Origin of the sequence: Pantoea sp. EKM20T (assembly GCF_011800485.1) — a bacterium.
In the GTDB taxonomy this organism is placed as follows: domain Bacteria; phylum Pseudomonadota; class Gammaproteobacteria; order Enterobacterales; family Enterobacteriaceae; genus Pantoea; species Pantoea agglomerans.
On record NZ_JAALFW010000006.1, the window covers coordinates 173481 to 195293 of the forward strand.

Consider the following 21813-nt stretch of genomic DNA (forward strand, 5'->3'; position numbering starts at 1 on the left):
GGAGCAGAAAAATGGATGCATTGATCTTGATAGGCAGTTTGCTGGTGTTGCTGATGGTGGGTTTTCCGGTCGCCTTTGCGGTGGGGCTGAGCGCCTTTATTGGCGCCTGGTGGATCGATCTGCCGCTGGAAGCGGTGGTGATTCAGGTGACCAACGGCATTAACAAATTTTCGCTGCTGACTATCCCGTTCTTTATTCTCGCGGGTGCGATTATGGCGGAGGGCGGGATTGCCCGGCGGCTGGTCAACTTCGCCTATATCTTTGTCGGCTTTATTCGCGGTGGCCTGTCGCTGGTGAACATTGTCGCCTCGACCTTCTTTGGCGCGATTTCCGGCTCATCGGTGGCCGATACCGCCTCGATTGGCTCGGTGATGATTCCGCAGATGGAGGAGAAAGGCTATCCGCGTGATTTCGCCGCCGCCGTCACCGCCAGCGGCTCAGTGCAGGCGGTGCTGACGCCACCCAGCCACAACTCGGTGATTTACTCGCTGGCGACCGGCGGCATGGTGACCATCTCCTCGCTGTTTGTTGCCGGTATCTTTCCTGGCCTGCTGCTGGGTGGCTGCCTGATGATAATGTGCCTGGGTTTTGCCCATAAACGCGGCTATCCCAAAGGAGAACGTATTCCGTTTCGTCAGGCGCTGAAAATCTTCTTCGACGCGTTCTGGGGCCTGTTTACCGTGGTGATCATTATGGGTGGTATTCTCTCCGGCATCTTTACCGCCTCGGAGTCCGCCGCGATCGCCTGTATCTGGGCCTTTTTCGTCACCATGTTTATCTACCGCGACTTTAAATGGAGCCAGCTGCATATCCTGCTGTTCCGCACCATTAAAACCGTCACCATCGTGATGGTGCTGATCGCCTTCGCGGCCGGGTTTGGCGCGGTGATGACCTTTATGCAACTGCCGACGATTATCACCGAGGCGTTCACCAGCCTCTCCGATAACAAATATGTGATCCTGATGTGTATCAATATCCTGCTACTGGTGGTGGGAACGCTGATGGATATGGCACCGCTGATCCTGATCCTGACGCCAGTGCTGTTGCCGGTCGCTACCGCGCTTGGCGTCGATCCGGTTCACTTCGGCATGATCATGCTGACTAACCTCGGGATCGGCCTGATCACCCCGCCGGTCGGTACGGTACTGTTTGTCGCCAGTGCGGTCAGTAAGCAGAAAATCGAGCAGGTGGTCAGAGCCATGCTGCCGTTTTACGGCATGCTGTTTATCGTGCTGATGCTGATTACCTATATTCCCGCCATCTCCCTCTGGTTACCGCGCCTGATGGGCGTGATGTAGCGTCGGCAAAATCGGGTCCGGTGGCGGACCCGATTTTCATCCTGCGAAGCACTCTGATAATCACCATTGAGTCTCAACCCTGCTGGTCGTTTCGTGGTAACGTGAGGGCTTAGTCAGAAGCGGCAAAGGCGACTCATGACCACCAGAAAAATTGATACCACGCTCGTCAGTGCAGGACGCAGCAAGCGTTATACCCAGGGTTCGGTGAACAGTGTGATTCAACGGGCCTCCTCGCTGGTTTTTGATACGGTCGCGGAGAAGAAACGCGCCACCGCCGGTCGGGCAAAAGGCGAACTCTTTTATGGCCGTCGTGGCACCCTGACGCACTTTGCGCTGCAGGATGCGATGACGGAGCTGGAAGGCGGCGCAGGCTGTGTGCTCTACCCCTGTGGCGCGGCTGCCGTGGCGAACGCGATTCTGGCGTTTGTCGAGGCGGGCGACCACGTGCTGATGAGTGGCGCAGTCTATGAACCGACCCAGGATTTCTGTACTAAAATCCTGACTAAGCTGCAGGTTTCAACGGGCTGGTTCGATCACTGCATCGGCAGTGAAATCGGTGAGCTGGTGCAGCCCAATACCCGGGTCGTTTTCCTGGAATCGCCTGCCTCTATCACGATGGAAGTTCAGGATATTCCGGCGATTGTGGCGGCGGTTCGCGCCAAAGCGCCCGAGGCGATCATTATGATCGACAACACCTGGGCGGCCGGTATTTTATTTGATGCGCTGGCGCACGGCATCGATATTTCGATTCAGGCGGGCACCAAATATCTGATTGGTCACAGCGATGCGATGATCGGCACGGCGGTCGCCAATGCGCGCTGTATCGATCAGCTGCGCGAGAACTCCTATCTGATGGGTCAGATGGTCGATGCCGATACCGCCTACATGGCGAGTCGGGGGCTGCGCACGCTGGGCACCCGTCTGCGTCAGCATGAAGAGAGCGCGATTCAGGTGGCAGAGTGGCTGGCAGCGCGTCCCGAAGTGGCGCGGGTTAATCACCCGGCGCTGGCGCAGAGCAAAGGTCATCAGTTCTGGCAGCGTGATTTTAACGGCAGCAGCGGCCTGTTCTCTTTTATCCTGCAGGAAAAACTCAGCGCGCCCCAGCTGGCGGAATATCTCGATCACTTCCATCATTTCAGCATGGCGTACTCCTGGGGCGGCTATGAATCGCTGATCCTGGCGAATCAGCCGGAAGAGCTGGCCGCGATTCGTCCGGCGGGTGGAGTCGACTTCACCGGTACGCTGGTGCGACTGCATATTGGTCTGGAGCACGTTGACGATCTGCTGGCTGACCTGGACGCCGGTTTTGCACGCCTGACGCGTTAATAAACTCAGGCAAAAGATAAACAGACGCTAAACAGAAGATGAACCGGGTAGCGGCCACCCGCAGAGTTTGCCGGGCTGCTGCTCATTTATTGTTAAAATTTATCCCAGACCGTTCAGGTCATCAGTGAGGTCGCTGCATTTATTGCGCAGCGCCGCGACCGATTGCCTGAATGCAGACGGATAGTTCCTTGTGACGTGATGGAATAGCAAATGGGTGTTTTACACGAGATTGTCCACGCGCTCTGGCATCAGGATTTTGCCGCGCTGGCAAATCCGGATGTGGTGTGGGTGGTGTACGGCGTGATGTTCCTGACGCTGTTTCTGGAAAATGGGCTGTTACCCGCCTCTTTCCTGCCGGGCGATAGCCTGCTGCTGCTGGCGGGTGCGATGGTGGCAAAAGGGGTGATGGATTTTGTGCCGACGATGGTGATCCTCACCACCGCCGCCAGCCTGGGCTGCTGGCTGAGCTATCTGCAGGGTCGCTGGCTGGGGAATACCCGGCTGGTGAAGAGCTGGCTGATGCATCTGCCGGCGCAGTATCACCAGCGCGCCTGGAATATGTTTAACCGTCACGGCCTGATGGCGCTGCTGGTCGGCCGTTTTCTGGCTTTCATCCGGACGATCCTGCCAACCATGGCGGGCATTGCGGGCTTACAGAATGGTCGCTTTCAACTGTTCAACTGGCTCAGCGGCGTGCTGTGGGTTGGCATCGTCGTGACGTTTGGCTATGGCATCAGCCAGGTGCCGTTCATCAAGCGTCATGAAGATCAGGTGATGGCGATCCTGATGATACTGCCGATGGTGTTGCTGTTTCTCGGGCTGTTCGGCAGCATTCTGGTTATCTGGAAAAAGCGTCGGCAGAAACAGGCCTGACGTCAGCGCGTAGCATCAGGATCCGCCGCCACTCAGGCGGACGGATCCGCTACCGTCTGCCGCACACGATTCACCTCTTCCCCTGGCGTCACGCCAAAATAGCGCTTAAATTCCCGCGAAAACTGTGAGGGACTTTCATAGCCAACCCGCACCGCCGCTGCACTCGCTTTCAGTCCATCGTGCAGCATCAGTAATCGCGCCTGATGCAGGCGATATCGCTTGAGATACTGCAGGGGCGAGGTCTGCGTAACCGCTTTAAAGTTATGGTGAAAGGCTGAAACGCTCATGTTCACTTCCGCCGCCAGCGCATCGACGCTGAGGTTTTCCGCATAGTGATTCTCAATCCGTCGCAGGGCACGCGCGATCAGGCTGAATTGCGTCTGTCGGCTCACCAGTGAGAGCAGCGCACCACCAATCGGGCCAGTCAGCACGTAGTAGATAATCTCCCGCACGATGTGCGGCCCCAGCACCCGCGCATCGCGCGGCTGGGTCATCACATCAAGCAGCCGCTCAGCGGCACACAGCATCGGTTCCGTCAGCCACGCCGAGTGGATCCCCGAGGTCTGCGGCTGGGGCTGGAACTGATCGTCATCGCCGATTTCAATCAGCAGATCCTGCAGGCTGGCGGTATCGACATTAAGGCACAGCCCGGCAATCGGCACCTCTGGCGAGGCCCAGGTTTCGCACTCCACCGGCAGCGGCACCGTGAGCATCAGGTACTTGCTGGCGTCATACTGAAACACCGTGCTGCCGAGATAGCCGGTTTTGCTGCCCTGAAACAGGATCACAATGCCGGGCTGATACATCATCGGCGTACGGGGACGATATTGATTAGCGTAAATCAGCGACACATTTTCGACCGGGCAAAGACGGTCGTGACCATGGGTCATTAATGTGACGACCTGCTGCGCCAGCCGGTGACACAGGGCATCGTGCGCCATAGCGACTCCTTTTACGGGCAAAAAGCCAGTGTGCCGTGCGAATGCCTGAATCACCAGCAGCCTGGAGAATCAGGCAAGAAATTTACCGGATCGGGCATGGCGGCAGAACCGCTGTTGTTGCCTCAGCTAAGCAGGCTGAGAATTGTTGGCTAGACTTAAGCACAGTGAAATCTCACGGATTAACCGCAACGGAAAGGAGCAACTATGGCAGACCAACCCATTATCAAACTGCGCGATGGCAATATGATGCCGCAACTCGGACTCGGCGTGTGGCAGGCCAGCATTGAAGATGCACGTCATGCGGTGCTGAAAGCGCTGGAGGTCGGCTATCGCTCAATCGATACCGCCGCCGCCTATAAGAATGAAGAGGCGATTGGCCAGGCACTGCAGGAAACTGACGTGCCGCGTGAAGAGATTTTCGTGACCACCAAACTCTGGAACGACGATCAGCAGAACGTTCAGCAGGCGATGGAAACCAGCCTGGAGAAACTGAAACTGGAGCAGGTTGATCTCTATCTGATGCACTGGCCGTGCCCGGAAAAAGACAATTATGTCGATGCCTGGAAGAAGATGATTGAATTGCAGCAGCAGGGGCTGACTAAAAGTATCGGCGTCTGTAACTTCCATGAGGCGCATCTGAAGCGACTGCTGGATGAAACCGGTGTCACGCCGGTGGTGAACCAGATTGAGCTGCACCCGATGCTACAGCAGCGCACGCTGCATGCGTGGAACGCACTGCATCAGATCCAGACCGAATCCTGGAGTCCGCTGGCGCAGGGCGGCAAAGGGGTCTTCGATCAGGAGATCATCAAGTCGCTGGCGAAGAAATATGGCAAGACGCCGGCACAGATCGTGATCCGCTGGCATCTGGATAGCGGCCTGGTGGTGATTCCGAAGTCAGTGACACCAGCCCGCATTGAAGAAAACTTTAAGGTGTTCGACTTCCGTCTGGACAAGCATGAAGTGAGCGATATTGCGAAGCTGGACAGCGGCAATCGTCTGGGGCCGGATCCGGAAACCTTTAACTAAGGCTGGGCGTCACCAGGTGAGCTCACCTTATCTGCCCTGCGGCTGGGGCAGCTAACAATTAACGCGGTCAGGCGGGCTCTCCCTGCCTGACCGCGCTGTTATGCGCTGGGCTGCACCACCAGCTGACCGGCAGTACCGCGGTCGGCCAGTTCCAGCGTCTGACTGTAGTAGACGAACGGGAAGTGATCTGACGAACTTTGCGGGAAAGTGACCATCAGTTCCACGCTGCCATCGACCCACACCGTATCTTTCCAGCCACGATCTTCGCCCATCGGCTGTGCACCATTCACACTTTTAATCAGGAACATCACGCCCTGGATATGCAGCGACTGTGGCCGGTCAGCATGCAGGATCCAGCGCTCAAAGGTGCCCTGCTGTGCTGTGGTGTCAATGCGGCTCATATCCCAGATCGCGCCGTTAATGCCCGGCATGCTGTCACCGATGCGGAATTCACGGGTGCGAACCGCCACGCCATCCAGAATCTGATCGGCCAGCAGCCGCATCGGCAGATTATCCGTCACCAGCGGCAGCAAGCCGGTTGGCCGCAGCGTCAGGATCAGGGTTGACGTCAGAATGGAGGATGGCTCAAAGAAGCCGCGCAGCCGATCCATAATGCCCGCCGCCGTACCTGCGGTAATCGACACTTCATCGCCCTGCGACATATCCACCAGCACTTCGCGGCGTTCGCCCGGCGCCAGTGACAGGCGCTGCACCGCCACCGGCGCAGGCAGATAGCCCTGATCGCTGGCGATGACCATAAACGGGCGATTGTCGCTGAGCACCATCTCATAGCGGCGCGCATTCGAGGCGTTCAGCAGACGCAGACGCACCCAGCCGCGTGACACCTCCACAAACGGATTGCGTACGCCATTCACCAGCAGCGTGTCGCCCAGGAAACCACCATCCTGCGGCGGGTCATAGACCGGCGTGGCAAAGTTATCGAGCCGCTTGTCCTGAATGATAATCGGGAAGTCATCGACGCCGTAATGCTTCGGCAACGGCAGCTGCCTGCCAATATCATCTTCCACCAGCCACATCCCCGCCAGTCCGTTATAGATGTGCGGAGCCATGCGGTTCGGCGTGTTGGCGTGATACCAGCAGGTTGAGGCCGCCTGACGAATCGGCAGCACCGGCGACCAGTCGACACCGGCTGACATCATACGCGGCGCGCCACCCATCAGCGCGCCCGGCAACTGCAGGCCGCTGATAGTCATGGAGACCGGCTCGTTCAGACGGTTGCTGTAGATCAGCTTAACGTCATCGCCGCTGTAAACCCGGACGGTCGGGCCAAGATAGAGGCCATTAATGCCCCACACCGGCACTTTGTTGTTGTCGCCATTAAAAGACCAGTGGCTGCGCTGCATTGTCAGGAACAGCGGCTGACCGCGACGGGATTCCAGCAACGGCGGAACCGGAAGTGGCGTGTCGCCATTAGCTGAAGAAGCGGCACGCGCCGCATGAGGTAGTACACTGGCGCTAAGCGCCGCTCCGGCAGAAAGCTGGATGAACTGACGTCTGCTGAAAGACATAAAACTTCTGACCCTTTACGCGTGGCGCTAAGCGCCGACCCTGTTTTTATTGATCTGTTTTTGCTGTGCTGCGTTCACGGCGGGCGGACGTGCCCCGCCGTGCGGCATCCCTGCAGGATAGTTCGGCGAATGGTTCGCCGGTCAGATATTTCCGTTTTTTTCGCGTTCTGCGACTTCGGCGTTCAGCTCTTCCAGCTTTGCCGCCATCAGTTCGCGACAGTGGGTCGCCAGCTTACGCACCGACGACGACTCGAAAGCCTTTACATCAATCGGTGGCAGCATCTCAACGATCACCAGCCCGTTTTTCCAGCGATTGAGGTTGATCTTGCCATGCGTGTTAGAGACCACAATCGGAATGATCGGCACACCCGCCGCCACTGCGGCGTGAAAGGCACCGGTTTTAAACGGCAGCAGGCCGCGGCCACGACTGCGCGTCCCTTCCGGGAACATCCAGATGGAGATGCGCTTACTGTTAAACTCATCTACCAGCTGACCTATCGTGCCGCGTGCTTTTGCACGGTCATCGCGATCGATCAGCAGGTTACCGGTCAGCCAGTAGAGCAGGCCAAAAAACGGCACCCACAACAGGCTCTTCTTGCCCACCGTCACCGTACAGGGCTGCACCATTTTAGCCGCGGTGACCATGTCATAGTTGTTCTGATGGTTCGCGATGTAGATCGCATTACCATAATTTTCAGCACCTTCCGGTCTGCGTAGTTCTACTTTAAGGCCAAATACCGTCGACAGTTTGCCGAACAGATGGCCAAATGTGGCGACATGACGCGGATTACGCGGTGAAAACAGACACCAGATACAGCCAGATATACAGACTAAGATCGAATAGATGACCACAATAATGGCACGCAGAATCAGTAACATAGTTCCCTCATTGAGCCACGGCTGACGCGGTGTCAGCCGGGTAGTTTACGCTTCGCTATCCGGGCTCGCCGGACGCGCAGGCGCATCCAGTTCAACACGATCAATTTTTTGCAGGCCGCGCGGTAACAGCGTGCCGCGACGTCCGCGATCGGCGCGGAATTTTTGTAGCTCTTCACTGCGCAGCAGCATTTTACGCTTGCCCACGTGCAGCGTGATAGCGCTGCCCGGCGGCAAAATCATCAGCCAGGCCAGTTTGTCCTGACCGGCGGCCGCTTCCGCGGATGGAATCGAGATGATTTTGTTGCCCTTGCCTTTCGACATCTGCGGCAGCTCCCCGACCGGGAACATCAGCATCCGTCCCGCCTGGGTGATCGCCAGCAGCATGTCATCTTCATGATGGACGGCCATCGGCGTCATCACGCGAGCGTTTTCCGGCAGCGTCAGCAGCGCTTTACCGGCGCGGTTGCGCGACACCAGATCGCTGAAGGTACAGATAAAGCCGTAACCCGCATCAGAGGCCATCAGCAGGCGCTGGTCATCCGGCTCCATCAGCACCTGTTCAACTACCGCACCCGGCGGTGGCGTCAGCTTGCCGGTCAGCGGCTCGCCCTGCCCGCGCGCTGAAGGCAGCGACGTTGGATCCAGGGTGTAGCTGCGGCCGGTGGAGTCGATAAAGGCCACCGGCTGATTGCTCTTGCCGCGTGCCGCAGCCAGATAGCTGTCGCCGGCTTTGTAGCTGAGTCCGGCTGGATCGATATCGTGGCCTTTGGCGCTACGCACCCAGCCCATCTGCGACAGCACAATGGTCACCGGTTCAGACGGCACCAGCTCGGTTTCGCTCAGGGCTTTGGCTTCTTCACGCTCACGCAGCGGCGAGCGACGATCGTCGCCGTAGCTGGCGCTGTCAGCCTGTAACTCTTTTTTCAGCAGGGTGTTCATCTTGCGTTCAGAGGCCAGCGTGGCCTGCAGCTGATCGCGCTCTTTTTCCAGCTCCGCCTGCTCGCCACGGATCTTCATCTCTTCCAGTTTTGCCAGGTGGCGCAACTTCAGTTCGAGGATCGATTCGGCCTGGGTTTCGCTGATGCCAAAGCGTGACATCAGGACCGGCTTAGGCTCATCCTCAGTACGGATGATCTCGATCACTTCATCGATGTTCAGGAACGCAACCAGCAAACCTTCCAGGATATGCAGGCGGCGCAGCACGCGATCCAGGCGGTGATTCAGACGACGTTTGACCGTATCGCGGCGAAACACCAGCCATTCGGTCAGGATCTCATGCAGGTTTTTCACCGCAGGGCGGTTATCCAGCCCGATCATGTTGAGGTTAACGCGGTAGCTCTTTTCCAGATCGGTGGTGGCGAACAGATGGTTCATCACCTGATCGAGATCGACGCGGTTGGAGCGCGGAACGATCACCAGGCGGGTCGGGTTTTCGTGATCCGATTCATCACGCAGATCCTCCACCATCGGCAGCTTTTTATTGCGCATCTGGTTCGCAATCTGCTCCAGCACGCGCGCGCCCGACACCTGATGCGGCAGCGCGGTAATCACCGCCTCGCCCTCTTCCTTCTTCCAGACTGCACGCTGGCGAATCGAGCCGCGACCGGTCTGATAGATTTTGCGGATTTCGTCACGCGGCGTGATGATCTCCGCCTCTGTAGGATAATCAGGCCCCTGGACAATATCCAGCAGCTGTTCCAGCGTGGTTTTCGGCGAGTCGATCAGTGCGATGGCGGCCTGAGCTACTTCGCGCAGGTTGTGCGGCGGAATATCGGTCGCCATACCCACGGCAATCCCGGTGGTGCCGTTCAGCAGAATATTGGGCAGGCGCGCCGGTAACATCTTCGGCTCCTGCAGCGTGCCATCAAAGTTCGGCTGATAATCGACCGTCCCCTGACCCAGCTCACCCAGCAGCAGCTCGGCATATTTTGACAGGCGGGATTCGGTGTAACGCATCGCCGCAAACGACTTGGGATCATCCGGTGCACCCCAGTTACCCTGGCCATCGACCAGCGGATAACGGTAGGAGAACGGCTGCGCCATCAGCACCATCGCTTCATAACAGGCGCTGTCGCCGTGCGGATGGTATTTACCCAGCACGTCACCTACGGTACGCGCCGATTTTTTGAATTTTGCGCTGGCGCTCAGTCCCAGTTCGGACATGGCGTAGACGATACGTCGCTGAACCGGCTTTAATCCGTCGCCAATGTAAGGCAGGGCGCGGTCCATGATGACGTACATCGAATAGTTTAAGTACGCATTCTCGGTGAATGTGTGCAGGGCAAGACGCTCTGCACCATCCTGAGTCAGTTCACTCATTAATTTCTCATCCTCACATCGTGGCCCACAACGGCGGGACACCCGGCGGTGGTTTGGCGAGGATAGTACCTTATTCGCTGGTGTTAGTCACAGGGGAAGCGCGGGAGAGCAGGCGTCCCGCCACCCGATTTCATATGCCGGAGGCACGCCGGATTCAGACCGGCAAGTGCCTGACCTCTCTGCGGAAGTGGATCAGGGCTTTGCGCCCATCCACTGGCGGGCAATGTCACGATATTCGCCTGTGGCGGTGCTGAGATGCAGCCACTGATCGACATAGAGCTTCCAGCTGATATCGTCACGCGGAATCATGTAAGCCTTCTCGCCATACTGCAGCGGTTTGTCGGGATTGATCGCGCAGAGCGTCGGGTAATGTTGCTGCTGAAAACGCGCTTCAGAGGCATCGGTGATCATCACATCCGCCTTGTTGTCCACCAGTTGCCGGAAGATGGTGACGTTATCGTGGAACAGCGTCAGTGAGGCCTTTGGCAGGTGGCTGTGCACAAAGGCTTCGTTGGTGCCGCCTGCCGGTTCAATCAGCCGCACGTCAGGCCGGTTAAGCTGTTCGATGGTCTGGAAGCGATCTTTATCGCTGCAGCGCACCAGTGGGATTTTGCCATCCACATCCAGCGGCCGGGCGAACCAGGCGGTCTGCTGGCGTTTCAGCGTGACGGAGACGCCGCCGACGGCGATATCACACTGCTTTGCCAGAAAATCGGGCATCAGGTTTTTCCAGCTGGTTGGCACCCACTCCACTTTCGCGCCGAGCGAGGTAGCCAGCGCGTTCGCCATGCTGATATCCAGCCCTTCATACTGACCATCGGGTCGCAGGTAGCTGTAAGGCTTGTAATCACCGGTGGTGCAGACCTTAAGCGTTTTAGAACTGAGGATGGTGTCGAGATGAGATTGTGCCTGGACAGCATTGCTGGCCAGCAGCAAAGCGAAGACTATTTTTTTCATTTTGCGTTTTTCTTTAATTGTTTTCATGGTGAGTTTGCCTGCCGATGGTGCCATAAACCGGCGCATTGTTGCTTCCACAGCAAAAGTGTTGTGATCAACCTCCCATTTTTCTGCGACCGTAGCGCGCGTAAGCTAAGCGCCATATTCAGGAAATGAGGCAAACAATTCATGAGCAAGATTTTAATTATCGATGGCGGCAAAACCTTTGCCCACTCTAAAGGCGAACTGAACCACACGCTGACCGACGTTGCGGCCAGCCAGTTGCGTGACATGGGGCATGAGGTGTCTGTGACCCTGGCTGACAGCGACTACGTGGTCGCAGATGAAGTGCAGAAATATGTCGACAGTGATGTGGTGATTTATCAGATGCCAGGCTGGTGGATGGGCGAGCCGTGGACCGTGAAGCGTTACATCGATGAAGTCTTTACCGAAGGCCACGGCTCGCTCTACGCCAGCGATGGCCGTACCCGTTCTGATGCGGCAAAGAAATATGGTTCCGGCGGTCTGCTGCAGGGCAAAAAATATATGCTGTCACTGACCTGGAACGCGCCGCTGCAGGCCTTTACCGACCCGGAGCAGTTCTTTGAAGGCGTCGGCGTCGACGGTCTTTATCTGCACTTCCACAAAGCCAACCAGTTCCTGGGCATGGAAGCGCTGCCGACCTTTATCTGCAACGATGTGATTAAAGCGCCGGACGTGCCACGCGATATTGCCGCTTATCGGACCCATCTTAGTCGCGTTTTTGCGTAAGATGGCTGGGGGACACCCCCTATTTTCCCACGAAAGAGGAATTCGCGAATGTTAACAGTCGTTGCTGAAATTTGTGTCAAACCCGGTCGCCGTCAGGCCGTGCTGGATGCGGTGAAAAAACTGATCCCGCTGGTTTTAGAAGAAGAAGGCTGCCATCAGTATGACGCGCTGCTGGACCATCAGGCGCAGGTGCCGTGGAAACAGAACTCGCCGGACTCCATTTTTATGCTGGAACAGTGGGAAACGCTGCGTCATCTGGAGCAGCATCAGCAGATGCCGCACATGGATGCGCATCGCGCCATCATTAAAGATGATGTCGTGGATGTGAAGATTCTGGTGCTGGAACCCAGCGCCTGATTCGTGCTGAAGGCTTAACCCCTTTTCGGTAAAAGGGGTCAGGCTGCTGACAACCTCAAACCTGAGTGCCTCTGGCAGCAATGAATTAGCTCAACGCGAAGGGAACACGGTCAGAAGAGGAAAGCGTCCCGCGCCAGGGATGGCGCGGGTAGAGCGACCAGGGACTGGCTTGAGCGTCTTTCCGATCTGACCGTGTTCCCTGTGCAAGCACAATCTCAAAGCGAATCCGGCCAGACTTGCCAGCATCTCCAAACCCCTGCCCTATGACAGGGGTTTTTTATTATGCCAGGAGAGATCACAGCAGCTGACGCCGATCAATCTCGGTGCGGAGAAAATCCAGAAAGCAGCCGATGCGCGAAGAGAGCGTGGTGTTACGGTAATAGACCGCATGCACCGGCAACCGCAGCTCGCGGGTTTCAGCGGGGAGAACCGGCACCAGCCGGCCTGCCGCGCAATCTTCCCGGCTGACAAAGTCGGAGAGGCGTGCGATCCCCTGTCCTGCCAGCGCCAGCTGCCGGATGGTTTCGCCGCTGGAGGCAGAGATTGTGGGCTTAATGCGCATGAAATCGCCATCAGGCTGCCATATCGGCCAGACGTTGTGCGCCTCAAGATGGCTGAAGCCGATGATTTGATGCTGCGCGAGATCGGCAACGCTCTGCGGGGTGCCCGCTTTCGCCAGATAGGCCGGACTGGCCATCAGCCGGATCGCACTGCTGCCAAGCATCCGGGCGCGCAGCGTAGAGTCGCGCAGTTCGCCGATGCGAATGGCAATGTCCGTTTGCTGCTCCAGCAGATCGATCAGGATATCGTCGGTATTCAGTTCAAGCTGGATCAGGGGATAGCGGGCGCGGAAATCGTCCACCAGCGGCACAATCACATGCAGCATAAAAGGGGTGGCGGCGTTTACCCGCAGCCGCCCTGACGGCATCTCGCGCCGCAGGGCTATCTGCTCTTCGGCCTGCTCAACCGAGGCCAGGATCTGTCGCGCATGCTCCAGAAAAACCTGTCCCTCTTCGGTCAGCGCCAGCCGTCGGGTGGTGCGATGCAGCAGGGTGGTCTGCAGCTTACTCTCCAGCCGGGACAACGCCCGGCTGATGCCCGAACTGGTCTGCGCCAGCTGGGATGCCGCCGCGGTAATGGAACCGCTGTCCACCACCGCCACCCAGGCGCGTAACTCTTCCAGGGTAATTTTCACAAGGATTACTGTCTCTGCTCTGAATCTGCCGGGTTCTCCGGGGATGTGCTGGCTGAAGCACAAAGAGAACAGGACGCTTTCGCGTCCTGTTCTTTTACACTTCGATATCGGCCTTGTCGCCTTTTTCCTGCAACCAGTTACGCCGGTCTTCGGAGCGTTTCTTCGCCAGCAGCATATCCATCATGCGCAGCGTCTGGTCGATATCCTCTTCACTGATGGTCAGCTGTACCAGACGGCGGGTATTCGGATCCAGCGTCGTTTCACGCAGCTGCAAAGGGTTCATCTCACCCAGCCCTTTAAAGCGCTGAACGTTAGGTTTGCCCTTTTTGCGTTTCAGCTGCTCCAGCACGCCCTCTTTCTCATCTTCATCCAGCGCGTAGTAGACCTCTTTACCGAGATCGATACGGTAGAGCGGCGGCATGGCAACGTAGACGTGTCCGTTTCTGACCAGTGAACGGAAATGTTTCACGAACAGGGCACACAGCAGCGTGGCGATGTGCAGACCATCCGAGTCCGCATCCGCCAGAATGCAGATCTTGCCGTAGCGCAGCTGTGAAAGATCTTCGCTGTCGGGATCGATGCCGATCGCCACGGAAATATCATGCACTTCCTGCGACGCCAGCACCTCATCGGAAGAGACTTCCCAGGTGTTCAGGATCTTGCCCTTAAGCGGCATGATCGCCTGATATTCACGATCGCGCGCCTGCTTGGCCGAGCCGCCTGCCGAGTCCCCTTCGACCAGGAACAGTTCTGTTTTATTCAGATCCTGCGCGGTGCAGTCCGCCAGCTTGCCCGGCAGCGCCGGACCGCTGGTGAGCTTTTTACGCACCACTTTTTTGGCTGCCCGCATACGTCGCTGGGCGCTGGAGATCGCCAGCTCAGCCAGCTGCTCTGCGATCTGGATATTCTGGTTCAGCCACAGGCTGAAGGCATCTTTTACCACGCCAGAGACAAAGGCTGCACACTGACGTGAAGAGAGGCGCTCTTTGGTCTGCCCGGCGAACTGCGGATCCTGCATCTTCACCGACAGCACATAGGCGCAGCGATCCCAGATATCTTCAGCGGAGAGCTTCACGCCACGCGGCAGAATGTTGCGGTATTCGCAGAACTCGCGCATCGCATCCAGCAGCCCCTGACGCAGGCCGTTGACGTGAGTCCCGCCCTGCATGGTCGGGATCAGGTTAACGTAGCTTTCAGTTAACAGCTCACCGCCTTCCGGCAGCCACAACAGCGCCCAGTCAACCGCTTCCACATCGCCAGCAAAGCTGCCGACAAACGGTTTTTCCGGCAGCGTCGGTAAGCCATTCACCGCTTCGCACAGGTAGTCAGTCAGGCCATCTTCGTAGCACCAGGTCTGTTCGGTATTGTTCAGCTTGTCTTTAAAGACAATCTCAACGCCAGGACAGAGCACCGCTTTGGCTTTCAGCAGATGTGATAAGCGTGACACCGAAAAACGTGGGCTGTCGAAGAAGCTTTCATCGGGCCAGAAATGGACGCGCGTGCCGGTGTTGCGTTTAGCCACCGTGCCGGTAACCGTGAGATCCTGGACTTTGTCGCCGTTCTCAAACGCCATGTCATAGATTTCGCCATTACGGCGCACCGTGACTTCGACGCGTTTTGACAGGGCGTTAACCACCGAGATACCGACGCCGTGCAGGCCGCCCGAGAACTGATAGTTTTTATTGGAGAACTTGCCGCCCGCGTGCAGACGACACAGGATCAGCTCGACGGCAGGCACGCCCTCTTCCGGGTGAATATCCACCGGCATGCCGCGACCATCATCAATAACTTCCAGCGACTGGTCAGCGTGCAGAATCACTTCAACCCGCTTCGCGTGGCCGCCCAGCGCCTCATCGACGCTGTTATCAATCACTTCCTGACCCAAATGGTTGGGTCGCGTCGTATCGGTGTACATCCCCGGGCGACGGCGAACAGGCTCAAGGCCAGTCAGGACCTCAATGGCATCCGCGTTATAGTTAGATTGACTCATCGTAAATGTCTGATTAGAAGGGTGAAATGGGGTGCGATTTCCGCATTACTCAGGGATGATTCAGACCGAGAAAGTCCAGAATCTGCGGGAAATGGCGCTCGAATCCAGTAAATGCATGATTTCCGCCCTCTTCTACCGTGTGACGGCACGCGCTGTAATAGTCGAGCGCCTGACGGTAATCGAGAACTTCATCGCCGGTCTGTTGCAGCAGCCAGAGTAAATCGGGCGCTTCCAGCGGTTCAATCTGCATTACTTTCAGATCGTAAATGTGGCGTGACTCTAACACATATTGCTGGCCGGTGTAGGGATTCTGATTTTCGCCCAGGAAATCCGCCAGCAGCTCAAAAGGCCGTACCGCGGGATTGACGACCACAGCAGGCAGCATAAAGCATTGCGACAGCCAGGTGGCGTAATAACCGCCCAGCGACGAGCCCACCAGCCCCAGCGTTTCGCCACTGCGGCTCAGTACCAGATCTTCCAGCATTGCGGCGGCATCGGCCGGAAACGTCGGCAGCTGGGGCACGATCATTTCGATCTCCGGATGCTGCGCCTCTAACCATTGCCGGAACTGCGTCGCCTTAGCCGACTGCGGCGAGCTGTTAAAACCGTGCAGATAGAGTAATGCCGCCACGCGTCAGTATCCTTCTGAGTCTAAATCGGGACGAAAAGCGTCGGTGTCGAGCCGGTTAACCTCGGTCTCAAGGCCGCCATCCGGATACAGCGTGAACCAGCGCCAGCCTGGTGCCACGGTGTCGATCGTAAAGCTGGTGCAGTGCGGTTTGAACTGAACGCAGGTTGAAGGGGTGGCCAGCACACGACGACCGTGCCACTCAAGATCCAGCTCCTGGTGAATATGACCACAGACCAGCGTCCGGGCTAACGGGTAATGCTGTAACACCGCATCGAGCTGATGTGAGTTGCGCAGGCTGTGCTGATCGAGCCAGGTACAGCCAGAGGCCAGCGGATGGTGGTGCAGCAGGACCAGCGTATGACGTTGCGGATAGCGGGCCAGCGCGTTATCGAGCCACTCCAGCTGATAATCGCTCAGCATCCCGTGCGGCACACCCGAGACCTGGCTGTCCAGCAACACAATCTGCCACTGCTCACCCACCAGCACCTGCTTGTGGGCATTGATATGAGCGGCTGCCAGCGTGTCGAACATCGCGGGCTGAAAATCGTGATTACCGGGCAGCCAGACGCAGGGCCGCGGCAAACGTGAGATGCCCTCAGCAAAATGCTGATAGGCTTCGATAGAGTGATCCTGGGCGAGATCGCCGGTGGCGATAATCAGGTCGTAGTCGCGATGTTGCGCAATAATCGCATCCAGCACCGCTTTATAGCTCGACCAGGTGTTCACCCCAAGCAGCGATTCATGTTTTCCCGCGAACAGGTGGGTATCCGTGATTTGCAAAATCCTGATTTCGGAACCGTTCGCTGCAGGAAGAGTTAGCAGGCTATCCAAAGCGTTTCCTTCGTCTCCACGCCATTTACTGCATTATACGCATCAGCAGACCGGAACTGCCATCGCACCATGTGCCAGGCAGTAGCGCAGCCAGTCTGCGAGAAACTGGTTTATCTGATGTTTTTCATCGCGCTGATGCAATTTTTTATTAGGATAATCATAGCGCGCTTTGAAACGATAGATCTGTTGAGTTGAACACACTTCGGCGACCATCGCATCGTGATAGAGCCTTACCGACATCGAGGGCAGACTCCAGTAACTCACGGCAGGCGCGACCTGGCGGATCTCCACCAGCGTGGTGTAGCGTGTGGACTCCTGGATCGTCAGCTGATAACGGGCGCCACTCACCTGATAGATCACCGATTCTCCCGCCTCATCGTTACGCGGCAGCAGGCGGCGTAACTGGGCGAAATTGGTTTCGCAGAGCCGCATCATTTCGGGAAAGTCAGGGGTATAGCGCTGTTTCATTTTTGTATCCACTCTTCGCGTAGTTTCTCATGGTGCAACGCCAGCCATTGCAGGGCGATGACAGACGCCGCATTGTCAATTATCCCCTCTTCCACCCAGCGGTAAGCCTGTTCGCGGCTCACCACATGGACAAGAATATCCTCATTCTCTTCCTCCAGACCATGGCATCCTTCTGCCTGGCTGGCATCCACTTCCCCAATCAGCACCGACAGACGTTCGCTGGTGCCGCCAGGGCTGGCCAGATAGTTAAGCATGGGCTTAATCCGGCCGACCTCTAATCCTGCTTCTTCAACGGCTTCACGGCGCACGACCTGCTCAACAGATTCACCGGGCTCAATAATGCCGGCGACCATCTCCAGCAGCCAGGGCGAAACACTGCTGTCATAAGCCGGGATGCGGATCTGTTCAATCAGCACCACTTCATCGCGTAAGGGATCATAAGGTAGCAGCACGGCGGCATGTCCGCGCTCAAAAACTTCGCGCTGTACTTCCCCACTCATTTCGCCGTTAAACTGGCGGTGGCGGAAGCGATAACGTACGACGGAAAAAAAACCATCATAGACGGTTTCGCGTGCAATAATTTCTACATCGTTTTTTGTGAAAGTCACAGGGGATTTTTTTTCTTCCGGCATCATCGGGTTCCTTATGCAGATTGAGGTGGAGCGAAAAAAGCCTGTAACCGTGCTCCATGTAAGTGGTTCTTTCTGAATTATTTACGTAAATTAGGGGGAGAAGGCACGTTCAGCCAACTTATCTCACAGTTGCCCTCTGCTAGAATCGGCGATAATTTTTTGGCTTACCCGGCAGCGCACCCACTGCAATTTGCTGCAACAAAAGGAATGCAAATGAAAAAACTGCTCCCATTTTTTATTGGGCTGAGCCTGGGCGGTTTCAGCTTCGCCAGCCAGGCCGAAGACCTGCTTCAGGTTTATCAACAAGCACGTCTGAGCAACCCGGATCTGCGCAGCGCCGCTGCCGATCGCGATTCTGCCTTTGAGAAAATCAACGAAGCGCGTAGCCCATTATTACCCCAGCTCGGCCTGGGTGCAGACTACACCTATAACAACGGCTATCGCGACAGTAGCGGTCTCCATTCCAACACGACCAGCGGCTCGCTGCAATTAACCCAGACTATTTTCGACATGTCGAAATGGCGCGCACTGACCCTGCAGGAAAAAGCTGCCGGTATCCAGGATGTGACCTATCAGGTGGCGCAGCAGGATCTGATTCTGAACACCGCGACCGCCTACTTCAACGTGCTGAAAGCGATTGATACCCTTTCTTACACCGAAGCGCAGAAACAGTCGATCTATCGCGAGCTGGATCAAACCACCCAGCGCTTTAACGTTGGCCTGGTTGCCATTACTGACGTACAGAACGCCCGTGCGCAATATGACAGCGTGCTGGCTAACGAAGTGACCGCGCGTAATAACCTCGATAACAACGTGGAAACGCTGCGTCAGATCACCGGCATGGACTACATGTCGCTGGCGTCGCTGAGCATTGATCGCTTCAGAACCGATAAGCCCGAACCGGTCAGCGCGCTGCTTAAGCAGGCGGAAAGCCGTAACCTGTCGCTGCTCTCTGCGCGTCTGAACCAGGATTTAGCCCGTGAGCAGATCCGCTCAGCTGAAGCTGGTCACATGCCGACGCTGGGTCTGACGGCCTCTACCGGCATGTCGAACAGCAAATATGGCGGCAGCCGTGCGAACCAGAGCCAGGGGTCTACTGACTCCATTACCGGTTCTAACCAGGTGGGTCTGAGCTTCTCACTGCCACTCTATAGCGGCGGCAGCGTCACCTCTCAGGTGAAACAGGCACAGTACAGCTTCGTCAGCGCCAGTGAATCACTGGAAAGCGCGCACCGCTCTGCGGTTCAGACAGTCCGCTCATCGTTTAACAACGTGAATGCTTCTATCAGCAGCATCAACGCTTATAAACAGGCCGTGGTCTCTGCGCAAAGCTCTCTGGATGCGTCAGAAGCGGGCTATCAGGTTGGTACGCGTACTATCGTTGATGTGCTGGATGCAACCACCGTGCTCTACAACGCTAAGCAGCAGCTCTCTGATGCGCGCTATAGCTATCTGATTAACCAGCTGAATATCAGCTATGCGCTGGGTACGCTCAATGAGCAGAGCCTGCAGAAACTGAACAGCCAGCTGGGTAAAGAGATCCCGACCTCACCGGAAACGGTAGCACCGGAAAATGCACAGCAGACCGCGCGCGTGGATAGCGGTCCGGCGGCTACCGGCTCTTCTGAGGCAGCGCGTCCTGCGGCTCGCCACAGCAGCGGTAATCCTTTCGGTAATTAATGAGCGGACGGGCTGCTTTGCGGCCCGTCTCTCTGTTGAACGTATAACTAAGTAAAGATCCCTGTTGTATCAGGCCTCCAGCTTCAATTTTACCCCCCCATCCCCTATTCTATGCGCTACCTTTGGGCACAGGATAATCATAATGAAACGCACAAAATCTATTCGCTATGCCGCTTTTCGCAAAAGCTGGCAGGCACGCCATTTAACGCCCGTTGCTATCGCCGTTTCGGCGGTATTTATGCTGGCTGGTTGTGAACAGAACGACGAAACAGTTTCGATGTACCAGAATGCCGATGACTGTTCAAAAGCCAATCCGGGCCAGAGTGCGCAATGTACTACCGCATTCAATGAAGCGAAAAAAGAGGCGGAACGCACCGCGCCAAAATATGCCACGCGTGAAGATTGTGTCGCTGAATTTGGTGAAAACCAGTGTCAGCAGACACCGGCTCAGGCGGGCGTGGGCACCACTAATGCCGAATCGCAGCAGAGTGGCGGCAGCTTCTGGATGCCACTGATGGCAGGTTACATGATGGGTCGCATGATGGGCGGTGGTTCGGGCTTTGCACAGCAACCGCTCTTCTCACCGAAAAATGCCCGCAGCCCGGCCAATGGTCAGTTTGTTGATGCATCAGGCCGTAATTATGGTGCAGCAACATCCGGCAAAAGCATGACCGTGCCGAAAACGGCGCTGGCACCAAAACCGGCTACCACCTCCACCATTACCCGTGGTGGCTTTGGTGAAACCGTCGCGAAGCAGAACAGCATGCAGCGTAGCAGCGCCAGCGGCACTTCCAGCCGCTCAATGGGAGGCTAACGCCCCGATGGAACGCATTGCCATTTCAGAGCGCCCAGGCTGGCGCGAAAAAGCCACCGAGTTCGGTTTTCGTTTTCACACCATGCATGGTGAACCCTACTGGTGTGAAGATGCTTATTATCAGTTCACGCTGGCGCAAATCGAGCATCTGGAAGAGGTGACCGCTGAATTACATCAAATGTGCCTGCAGGTGGTGGAAAAAGTGGTTAACAGCGAAGCGCTGCTGGCTAAATTCCGCATTCCTAAACACACCTGGGACTTTGTGCGCGATTCATGGCATCAGCGTCAGCCTTCGCTTTACTCTCGTCTGGATCTCGCCTGGGATGGCAAAGGCGATGTAAAGCTGCTGGAGAACAATGCCGATACGCCGACCTCGCTGTATGAAGCGGCGTTTTTCCAGTGGCTGTGGCTGGAGGACCAGCTTAACGCCGGTCAGCTCCCCGCAGGCAGCGATCAGTTTAATAGCCTGCAGGAAAAGCTGATTGAACGCTTTGCCGCGTTACATCAGCAGCACGGCTTCAACTGGCTGCACTTCGCCTGCTGCCGTGATACCGACGAAGATCGCGGCACCGTGCAATATCTTCAGGATTGCGCCACCGAAGCGGGACTGCCGAGTGAGTTTCTCTACATGGATGAAATTGGACTGGGCGAAAAAGGGGAATTTACCGACGCCCAGGATCAGGTGATTAGCAACCTGTTCAAGCTCTATCCGTGGGAATTCATGCTGCGTGAGATGTTCTCCACCAAGCTGGGCGATGCTGGCGTGCGCTGGCTGGAACCGGCCTGGAAAAGCATTATCTCGAATAAAGCCTTGTTGCCGTTGCTGTGGGAGATGTTCCCGAATCACCCTAACCTGCTGCCCGCCTGGTTCGCGGAAGATGACGTGCCGCACATGGACAAATATGTGGTGAAGCCGCTGTTTTCACGTGAAGGTGCCAACATCCGCATCGTGGAAAATGGTCAGGAGATCGCCCGCGTCGATGGGCCGTATGGCGAAGAGGGAATGATCGTCCAGCAGTTCCATCCGCTGCCTAAGTTTGGCGACAGCTATACGCTGATCGGCAGCTGGCTGATTGACGATCAACCGGCCGGTATCGGCCTGCGGGAAGATCGCGACCTGATCACGCAGGATCTTTCCCGTTTCTATCCGCACGCTTTTATCGGTTAATGCACCGCAATAATCTCCGTTTGGTTTAGCGGTTAGACCGAGCCTGCGCAAAGAACACGGTCAGATCGGAAAGACGCAAAAGCCGTCATCCATGACACGCTCGGCCCGCGCCGTCCCTGGCGCGGGACGCTTTCCTCTTCTGACCG

Annotated in this window: 20 protein-coding genes; 9 read left to right on the top strand and 11 right to left on the bottom strand. The window is 56.8% G+C overall.

The window, feature by feature from the left end:
- Positions 1 to 11: 11 nt before the first annotated feature.
- The 3 genes from HFD94_RS12895 (at position 12) to HFD94_RS12905 (ending at position 3497) form a co-directional block, all read left to right on the top strand.
- The gene (locus HFD94_RS12895; RefSeq protein ID WP_022623879.1) at positions 12 to 1298 is read left to right on the top strand and encodes a TRAP transporter large permease; all 1287 of its coding nucleotides are present in this window, start codon (positions 12 to 14) and stop codon (positions 1296 to 1298) included.
- A gap of 135 nt (positions 1299 to 1433) precedes the next feature.
- Positions 1434 to 2624, top strand: coding sequence for a cystathionine beta-lyase (gene metC / locus HFD94_RS12900; RefSeq protein ID WP_010671119.1), 1191 nt, complete (start codon positions 1434 to 1436; stop codon positions 2622 to 2624).
- Between the two features lie 210 nt (positions 2625 to 2834).
- Positions 2835 to 3497: a DedA family protein gene (locus HFD94_RS12905; protein WP_010249020.1), complete on the top strand. Its 663-nt coding sequence runs from the start codon at positions 2835 to 2837 to the stop codon at positions 3495 to 3497.
- Positions 3498 to 3529: 32 nt separating this feature from the next.
- On the opposite strand, the gene HFD94_RS12910 is transcribed toward HFD94_RS12905, so the two are convergent.
- Positions 3530 to 4438 carry an AraC family transcriptional regulator gene (locus tag HFD94_RS12910; protein WP_010249021.1) on the bottom strand — a complete coding sequence of 303 codons (909 nt, stop codon included), beginning with the start codon at positions 4436 to 4438 and terminating at the stop codon, positions 3530 to 3532.
- A 204-nt stretch (positions 4439 to 4642) separates the two neighbouring features.
- Between HFD94_RS12910 and dkgA the strand changes: the two genes are divergently transcribed.
- Positions 4643 to 5467 carry a 2,5-didehydrogluconate reductase DkgA gene (dkgA, locus tag HFD94_RS12915; protein WP_010249022.1) on the top strand — a complete coding sequence of 275 codons (825 nt, stop codon included), beginning with the start codon at positions 4643 to 4645 and terminating at the stop codon, positions 5465 to 5467.
- Between the two features lie 98 nt (positions 5468 to 5565).
- Here dkgA and ftsP read toward each other — a convergent pair whose 3' ends face one another.
- The 4 genes from ftsP to HFD94_RS12935 all read right to left on the bottom strand — a co-directional run bounded on the left by ftsP (position 5566) and on the right by HFD94_RS12935 (position 11205).
- Positions 5566 to 6996 (bottom strand): cell division protein FtsP, encoded by a 1431-nt coding sequence (gene ftsP, locus HFD94_RS12920; RefSeq protein ID WP_010249023.1) that lies wholly within the window; start codon positions 6994 to 6996, stop codon positions 5566 to 5568.
- A gap of 141 nt (positions 6997 to 7137) precedes the next feature.
- Positions 7138 to 7875, bottom strand: coding sequence for a 1-acylglycerol-3-phosphate O-acyltransferase (locus tag HFD94_RS12925; protein WP_010671121.1), 738 nt, complete (start codon positions 7873 to 7875; stop codon positions 7138 to 7140).
- Between the two features lie 45 nt (positions 7876 to 7920).
- Positions 7921 to 10194, bottom strand: a complete 2274-nt coding sequence (parC, locus tag HFD94_RS12930) for a DNA topoisomerase IV subunit A (protein ID WP_010671122.1) — start codon at positions 10192 to 10194, stop codon at positions 7921 to 7923.
- Between the two features lie 192 nt (positions 10195 to 10386).
- Entirely contained in the window at positions 10387 to 11205 is an 819-nt protein-coding gene (locus HFD94_RS12935) for a transporter substrate-binding domain-containing protein (protein ID WP_029519639.1), read from the bottom strand.
- Positions 11206 to 11319: 114 nt separating this feature from the next.
- Between HFD94_RS12935 and HFD94_RS12940 the strand changes: the two genes are divergently transcribed.
- Together HFD94_RS12940 and HFD94_RS12945 are read left to right on the top strand one after the other, a co-directional pair.
- Positions 11320 to 11901, top strand: a complete 582-nt coding sequence (locus tag HFD94_RS12940) for an NAD(P)H-dependent oxidoreductase (protein ID WP_010249028.1) — start codon at positions 11320 to 11322, stop codon at positions 11899 to 11901.
- 48 nt (positions 11902 to 11949) lie between these two features.
- The gene (locus HFD94_RS12945; protein WP_010249029.1) at positions 11950 to 12258 is read left to right on the top strand and encodes a putative quinol monooxygenase; all 309 of its coding nucleotides are present in this window, start codon (positions 11950 to 11952) and stop codon (positions 12256 to 12258) included.
- A gap of 295 nt (positions 12259 to 12553) precedes the next feature.
- Here the strand turns inward: HFD94_RS12945 and HFD94_RS12950 are convergent, their stop codons facing one another.
- The 6 genes from HFD94_RS12950 to nudF all read right to left on the bottom strand — a co-directional run bounded on the left by HFD94_RS12950 (position 12554) and on the right by nudF (position 18005).
- The gene (locus tag HFD94_RS12950; protein ID WP_010671124.1) at positions 12554 to 13453 is read right to left on the bottom strand and encodes a LysR substrate-binding domain-containing protein; all 900 of its coding nucleotides are present in this window, start codon (positions 13451 to 13453) and stop codon (positions 12554 to 12556) included.
- Positions 13454 to 13547: 94 nt separating this feature from the next.
- The gene (parE, locus tag HFD94_RS12955) at positions 13548 to 15443 is read right to left on the bottom strand and encodes a DNA topoisomerase IV subunit B (protein ID WP_010249031.1); all 1896 of its coding nucleotides are present in this window, start codon (positions 15441 to 15443) and stop codon (positions 13548 to 13550) included.
- Between the two features lie 49 nt (positions 15444 to 15492).
- Complete coding sequence (gene yqiA / locus HFD94_RS12960) at positions 15493 to 16074, bottom strand: esterase YqiA (RefSeq protein ID WP_010249032.1); 582 nt, start codon at positions 16072 to 16074, stop codon at positions 15493 to 15495.
- Positions 16075 to 16077: 3 nt separating this feature from the next.
- Positions 16078 to 16905 carry a 3',5'-cyclic-AMP phosphodiesterase gene (gene cpdA / locus HFD94_RS12965; RefSeq protein WP_022623882.1) on the bottom strand — a complete coding sequence of 276 codons (828 nt, stop codon included), beginning with the start codon at positions 16903 to 16905 and terminating at the stop codon, positions 16078 to 16080.
- 42 nt (positions 16906 to 16947) lie between these two features.
- Positions 16948 to 17373, bottom strand: a complete 426-nt coding sequence (locus HFD94_RS12970; protein WP_008925735.1) for a DUF1249 family protein — start codon at positions 17371 to 17373, stop codon at positions 16948 to 16950.
- Positions 17370 to 18005, bottom strand: a complete 636-nt coding sequence (gene nudF / locus HFD94_RS12975) for an ADP-ribose diphosphatase (RefSeq protein ID WP_033758832.1) — start codon at positions 18003 to 18005, stop codon at positions 17370 to 17372. The genes HFD94_RS12970 and nudF overlap by 4 nt, the downstream gene beginning before the upstream one ends.
- A gap of 213 nt (positions 18006 to 18218) precedes the next feature.
- Between nudF and tolC the strand changes: the two genes are divergently transcribed.
- The 3 genes from tolC to HFD94_RS12995 all read left to right on the top strand — a co-directional run bounded on the left by tolC (position 18219) and on the right by HFD94_RS12995 (position 21667).
- Positions 18219 to 19685 (top strand): outer membrane channel protein TolC, encoded by a 1467-nt coding sequence (gene tolC / locus HFD94_RS12985; protein WP_010249035.1) that lies wholly within the window; start codon positions 18219 to 18221, stop codon positions 19683 to 19685.
- A 142-nt stretch (positions 19686 to 19827) separates the two neighbouring features.
- Entirely contained in the window at positions 19828 to 20499 is a 672-nt protein-coding gene (locus HFD94_RS12990; protein ID WP_010249037.1) for a DUF1190 family protein, read from the top strand.
- 7 nt (positions 20500 to 20506) lie between these two features.
- Complete coding sequence (locus tag HFD94_RS12995) at positions 20507 to 21667, top strand: glutathionylspermidine synthase family protein (RefSeq protein WP_022623884.1); 1161 nt, start codon at positions 20507 to 20509, stop codon at positions 21665 to 21667.
- Positions 21668 to 21813: the final 146 nt, after the last annotated feature.